Origin of the sequence: Micromonospora tarensis, from assembly GCF_016803395.1 — a bacterium.
Taxonomy (GTDB): domain Bacteria; phylum Actinomycetota; class Actinomycetes; order Mycobacteriales; family Micromonosporaceae; genus Micromonospora; species Micromonospora tarensis.
Genome location: NZ_JAEVHL010000322.1, coordinates 1 through 5,864 on the forward strand (window position 1 = coordinate 1; position 5,864 = coordinate 5,864).

At 74.0% G+C, this 5,864-nt stretch carries 5 protein-coding genes and 1 pseudogene; 2 read left to right on the top strand and 4 right to left on the bottom strand.

The genetic code is table 11. The features are described from left to right. The first annotated feature begins 409 nt into the window (after window positions 1–409). Window positions 410–1,257: pseudogene (locus tag JM949_RS32710) on the top strand (1,4-dihydroxy-6-naphthoate synthase). Here JM949_RS32710 and JM949_RS32715 read toward each other — a convergent pair. Then, complete coding sequence (locus tag JM949_RS32715; protein ID WP_088986676.1) at window positions 1,218–1,604, bottom strand: cold-shock protein; 387 nt, start codon at window positions 1,602–1,604, stop codon at window positions 1,218–1,220. The pseudogene JM949_RS32710 and the gene JM949_RS32715 overlap by 40 nt on opposite strands. 27 nt (window positions 1,605–1,631) lie before the next feature. Beyond that, complete coding sequence (locus tag JM949_RS32720) at window positions 1,632–2,255, bottom strand: HAD family hydrolase (RefSeq protein ID WP_203151931.1); 624 nt, start codon at window positions 2,253–2,255, stop codon at window positions 1,632–1,634. Between the two features lie 84 nt (window positions 2,256–2,339). On the opposite strand from JM949_RS32720, the gene JM949_RS32725 reads away from it, so the two are divergent. Then, window positions 2,340–4,826 carry a helicase-associated domain-containing protein gene (locus JM949_RS32725; protein ID WP_203151932.1) on the top strand — a complete coding sequence of 829 codons (2,487 nt, stop codon included), beginning with the start codon at window positions 2,340–2,342 and terminating at the stop codon, window positions 4,824–4,826. A 33-nt stretch (window positions 4,827–4,859) separates the two neighbouring features. Here JM949_RS32725 and JM949_RS32730 read toward each other — a convergent pair whose 3' ends face one another. Together JM949_RS32730 and JM949_RS32735 are read right to left on the bottom strand one after the other, a co-directional pair. Then, complete coding sequence (locus JM949_RS32730) at window positions 4,860–5,096, bottom strand: hypothetical protein (protein ID WP_203151933.1); 237 nt, start codon at window positions 5,094–5,096, stop codon at window positions 4,860–4,862. 98 nt (window positions 5,097–5,194) lie between these two features. Next, window positions 5,195–5,864: L,D-transpeptidase family protein (locus JM949_RS32735; RefSeq protein ID WP_203151934.1), on the bottom strand; the 670-nt coding region annotated here is incomplete at its 5' end.

Sequence of the window (5,864 nt, forward strand, 5' to 3'; positions counted from 1 at the left end):
CCGCCGGGCCCACCACGACCGACGCATCGTCGCCGACCCAACACGCGCCACCCACCACCCGTTACCCGCCACCACCGACGCACCGCTGCCAACCCACGACCGCCACAGCACCGCCGGGCCCACCACGACCGACACACCACCGCCGCAGCGTCTCCCCGAGCTGAGGCTGATTCGTCTACGACATCAGCTCCATAGGGCGTCCGGGGCAGATGTCCGACCTCAGCCGAGGGCCACCGCCCACGCCACTGCCCGCCCGTGTCCGCGCCGTGTCGGCGCAAGGTCGGCGCAAGGTCGGCGCAGGGTCGGCGCCGACGCGCTCCCGGCCATCCGCAGCCACCTCCGTGGCGGATCACACTGCGGGCGGGGCGGGCGCGGGTGGCGAAGCCGGGGCGGGGCTACGGTGAGCAGCGTGGCGCTCTCCCTGGCGATCTCGCCCTGCCCCAACGACACGTTCGTCTTCCACGCCCTGGTGCACGGGCGGGTGCCCGGCGCACCGCCGGTCGAGGTGACGTACGCCGACGTGGATGTCACCAACACGGCGGCCGAGCGGGGCGCGTTCGATCTGGTCAAGGTGAGCTTCGCGGCGCTGCCCTGGCTGCTCGACGACTACCACCTGCTGCCCTGCGGCGGCGCGCTCGGTCAGGGCTGCGGCCCGCTGGTGCTGACCCGGGGCGATCGGGACGGCGGCCCCGACCGCACCGACCTGACCGGTGCCACGGTGGCGGTGCCGGGCGACCGGACCACCGCGTACCTGCTGTTCCGGCTCTGGTCGGCCGGGCGACCGCGGCCCGGATCGAGGTGGTCCCGTTCCACGAGATCATGCCCGGGGTGGCGGCCGGGCGCTACGACGCCGGGCTGGTCATCCACGAGGCCCGGTTCACCTACCACCGGCACGGCCTGAGCGCCCTGGTCGACCTCGGCGAGTGGTGGGAGGCCGACACCGGCCTGCCGATCCCGCTCGGCGCGATCCTGGCCCGCCGTGGCGCGGTGGACCCGCAGGCCGCGGCCGGGTGGGTCCGCGAGTCGGTCCGGCAGGCCTGGGCGGACCCGGCGGCCGGCCGCGAGTACGTGCTGGCGCACGCTCAGGAGATGGAACTCGACGTGGTGGACCGACACATCGGCCTCTACGTCAACGAGTTCACCGCGGACCTGGGCGAGGCTGGTCACGCCGCGGTGGCGGCACTGCTCGACCGGGCCGCCACCGCCGGCCTGGTGCCTCAGACCTCCAGCTCGCGCGCGACCGCGTGGACCAGCTGAGCGATCTTCTGCGCGGTCTTCTTGTCCGGGTACCGACCCCGGCGCAGGTCCGGCTGGACCTTCGCCTCCAGCACCTTGATCATGTCTTCGACCAGGCCGTGCAGCTCCTCGGCCGGTCGACGGCGCAGCTCCGCCATCGACGGCGGCGCGTCGAGCAGCTTGACTCCCATGGCCTGTGCGCCCCGGCGACTGTCCACCACGCTGAAGTCGACCCGCTGGCCACCCTTGAGGTCGGTGACACCCGCCGGCAGTGCCCCCTTGGGCAGGAACACATCGCCACCCTCGTCACTCGTGACGAAGCCGTATCCCTTGGCCGTGTCGTACCACTTCACTCGACCCGTAGGCACCTGAAAACCCCTGCTTCACTTGAGCCGCTACTGCTCCAAGGCTAGCTGGATCATGCCGTCGAGTGCCGCTGGGAATTCAGTGAGCTGATCCAGCACCACTTCCGCCCCGGCCGAACGCAGCTCATCCCGGGAGCACGGGCCGGTCGCGACGCCGATCCCCGGCACCCCGGCCGCTGCCGCCGCCACCATGTCGGCCACATGGTCACCGACGTAGTGGGTCGCGCCGTGCTCCCGCAGGGCTGTCGCCTTCTGCTCGGCGAACAGGTCACCGGCCAACTCGTCGACGGCGAAGCCGAGGTGGTCCAGGTGCAACCGGGCCAGCCGGCCGACCTTCGACGTGACGACCAGCACACGGCCACCCCGCGCCCGGATCGCGTCGATGGCCTCCCGGGCTCCGGGCAACGGGAGCGTCGGGGTGATCGCGTACGCCGGGTACAGCTCGCGGTACACCCGCACGGCCGACTCGACCTGCTCCGGCGGGAACCAGTGCGCGATCTCGGTCCGCAGCGGCGGCCCGAGCCGGGACACCGCCAGTTCGGCGTCGACCGGCACGCCGGTCCTCGCGGTCAGCGCCCGGTAGGCCGCGGCGATGCCGGGGCGGGAGTCCACCAGGGTCATGTCGAGATCGAATCCGACGGTCAGTGCGGGCATGTCCAGAAACGTACCCGGCGATCCCCGGTCGGCCGGACGTCCGAGGGGCGCGGAAGCCCGCTGCCGGGCTAGCGTGGAAAGACGATGACCACCTCACTCGCCGACCACCTCCGGTCGCTGCCCGACGAGTCACTGGCCGCACTCCTGCAGCTGCGGCCCGATCTCGTCGTGCCCGTGCCGGCCGACGTCTCCGCCCTGGCCATCCGGGCCCAGTCAAGGGTCTCCGTGGCCCGCGCGCTGGACGGCCTGGACCAGTTCACCCTGCAGATCCTCGACGCCGCCCGGCTCACCCGGAATCCGGACGACGGCACCACGGCCACCGACGCGGTGCTCGCGATGGCGACCGCCGGGCCGCATCCGCCGGCTCCGAGGGCCGTCCGGGCCGCCGTGGGCCGGCTGCGCGCGCTCTTCCTCCTGTACGGCCCCGAGCACGCCCTACAGGTGGTGCCCGCCGTCGACGAGGTCGCCCCGTACCCCGCCGGGCTCGGCCGGCCGGCCGAGGAGCTGGACCCACGGACGGCCGCGCTCTGCGCGGACCCGGCGAAGCTACGACGGACGCTGCTGGCCGCCCCACCCTCGGCCCGGGCGATCCTGGACCGGCTGGCGGCCGGCCCGCCGGTGGGCAGCGTGCCACCGGGCGCGTTGCAGGCCCCACCGGTCGGCGCGGACGACCCGGTGCTCGCCGACCCGACCAACGGGGGCGCTCCGACCGGCTCACCGGTGCGCTGGCTCGTCGACAACCGGCTGCTGGTCCCGGTGACGACTGGCTCGTCGACGGCGAGCGGCACTGTCGAGCTGCCCCGCGAGGTCGGCCTGCTGTTGCGCCGCGACAGCGGCCCGCTCGGGCCGCTGCGCACCAGCCCACCTCCGGTGGCCGCCGCGACGCGCGAGCCGAAGGCGGTCGACTCGGCCGGGGCCGGGCAGACCATGGAGGTGGTGCGGCACACCGAGGGGCTGCTGGAGCAGCTCGCCGACGAGCCGGCACCGGTGCTGCGCTCGGGTGGCATCGGTGTCCGGGATCTGCGGCGGTTGGCGCGTACCGCCGGGCTGGACGAGCCGAACGCCGCGCTGCTGCTGGAGGTCGCGTACGCGGCCGGGCTCGCCGGTGAGCTGGAGATACCCGGGGCGGCCACCGGCCGCTACGGGGCGGATCACCAGGTGTTGCCGACCGGCGGGTACGAGGTGTGGCGGGCCGCCTCGCTGGCCCAGCGGTGGGAACAACTGGCCCGGGCGTGGCTGACCATGACTCGGCAGGTGGGGCTGATCGGTCGCCGTGACGACCGGGACCGGCCGATCACCGCGCTCTCCGCCGAGGCCGAGCGGGCCGGCGTGCCGGCCACCCGACGGGCGGTGCTCGGCGTGCTCGCCGACCTGGAACCGGCGACCGCGCCCACCCCCGAGGAGGTGCAGGACCTGCTGGACTGGCGGGCCCCGCGACGCAGCCGGGGCCGGGAAGCCACCCACCGGGAGGTGCTGGCCGAGGCCGCCCAGCTGGGCGTGACCGGGCTGGGCGCGCTCACCTCGTACGGTCGGCTGCTGCTCGGTGACCTGACGTCGGCCGACGAGCGGGGCGGCGACGACCCGCTGGGCGTGCACGCGGACGTGGAGAGCGGCGACCCGTCCAGTGCCGCCCGGGCGTTGGACGCGCTGCTGCCCGCCCCGGTCGATCACTTCCTGGTGCAGGCCGACCTGACCGTGGTGGTGCCCGGCCCGCCCGAGCCGGCGCTGGCCGCCGAGTTGGAGGCGATGACCGAGCTGGAGTCGGCCGGCGGGGCCAGCGTGCACCGGGTCACCACGGCGAGCGTGCGGCGCGCACTCGATTCTGGCTACACCGCCGACGACCTGCACGACGTGTTCCGCCGCCGGTCGCGTACCCCGGTGCCGCAGGGGCTCAGCTACCTGGTCGACGACGTGGCCCGGAAGCACGGCGGGCTCCGGGTCGGCCTGGCCGGGGCGTACCTGCGCAGCGACGACGAGACGCTGATCAGCGAGGTGCTGGCCGACCGGCGACTGGAGTCGTTGGCCCTGCGGCGGCTCGCGCCGACGGTGCTGTGCACGCAGTACCAGGTCGGCCGGCTGTTGGGCGCGCTCCGCGACGCGGGGTACGCCCCGGTGCAGGAGGACGGCACCGGCGGCACCGTGCTGACCCGGCCTCGAATCCGGCGGGCGCCGGCCCGGGTGTCGGTGACGACCCGGACTGTCGATCCGCTGGCCGCCCCGAAGCTGCCCATGCCCCGGTTGCTCGGGGTGGTGGAGCACATCCGGCGGGGTGACGCGGCGGCGCGGGCGGCCCGACGGGCACCGGCGGTGGTGCGGGGCGGTGCGGCGGGGCTGGGTGGCGGCCCGGTGCCGGCGCACACCCACAGCGAGGCGTTGGCGGTGCTCCAGCAGGCGGTCCGGGACAAGGCGCTGGTCTGGGTCGGTTACGTCGACGCGCACGGGGCGACCGCGTCGCGCCTGGTCAAGCCGGTGTCGATAGGCGCCGGCTACCTGCGGGCCGAGGACGAGCGCACCGAGATGCTGCACACCTTCGCGCTGCACCGGATCACCGCGGCGGTGGTGGCGGACTGACCCGACTCTTCGCGGGTCGGACCGCGCTGACGTTCAGCGGCGGCTGCGGCGGACGGTGCCGACCACGGAGATGATCAGCAGCAGGGCGAACCCGGCACCGGCGGACTCCCCGACCGAGTCGACGAAGCCCTGCTGGAGCACCAGCCAACCGAAGAGGAACCACCCGAGGAGCAGCGTCGCCGCGACGGCGTACGCGACCACTGTCGCGCGGGACACCTCATCGGGTGGTACGTGCTCATGCTCCGCGATCACGTCACGGTCGACCGTCATGCCCAGCCTCCCCGCCCGGTCCGGCCCTGGACTCCCAAGGGTGACACTCGTCGGGCCGACCGGACAGGGGGTCATCCCCCCGATCCGCTGCGTGTCGCTCAGGTGCCGGGGCGGCGGCCGACCAGCACCACCCGGGTGCCGACCTTCCCCAACTCCCACATCCGGACGGCGTCGGCGTGCAGCAGGTTGACGCAACCGTGCGAGCCGATCGACTTGTCGTGCAGGTAGGTGGTGGTTTCGTGGAAGCCCATCCCCTGGGTGAAGTGCTGCCAGTACGGCAGCCACACCTCGTACGGATCGGACCACTCCTTGGGATTGCGGAAGTTGACCGTGTAGCTGCCGGCGGGGGTGCGGTAGCCGGACATTCCGGTGCGGGTCACCGTGGGCGCCATGATCACCTTGCCGCCGCGGACCGCCCAGACGGTCTGCCGGGTCAGGTCCACACAGAACGTGGTGCCGGTGCCGGCCTTGCAGCGGGCCGGGTCGGTGGTGGCGAGACGCTGGGCGACGTCGAGCGTGGTCGGCCCGGCGCGACCCTCGACGGGGCGAATGCCGTACCTCTTCTGGAACTTCTTGATCGCGGTGCAGTCGGCGGCGGACTGCCGGCCGTCGACGGTCACGGCCCCGAACCCGCCCAACCGGGCCAGGTACGTCTCCACCTGGCGCTGGTGCGGGCCCTGTGGGCAGCCGGCGACGGTCGGCGTACCGGTGCTGGCGGTCGGGACGGGTGCCGTGCGGGTCGGCTTCGGCTTCGGCTTGGGCGGGCGG

What these genes read in the sequence shown, in the direction of transcription:
- JM949_RS32730 (WP_203151933.1), bottom strand. Translation starts at nt 5,096, where the DNA reads ATGACGGTCGACCGTGACGTGATCGCGGAGCATGAGCACGTACCACCC.
- JM949_RS32725 (WP_203151932.1), top strand. Translation starts at nt 2,340, where the DNA reads ATGACCACCTCACTCGCCGACCACCTCCGGTCGCTGCCCGACGAGTCA.
- JM949_RS32720 (WP_203151931.1), bottom strand. Translation starts at nt 2,255, where the DNA reads ATGCCCGCACTGACCGTCGGATTCGATCTCGACATGACCCTGGTGGAC.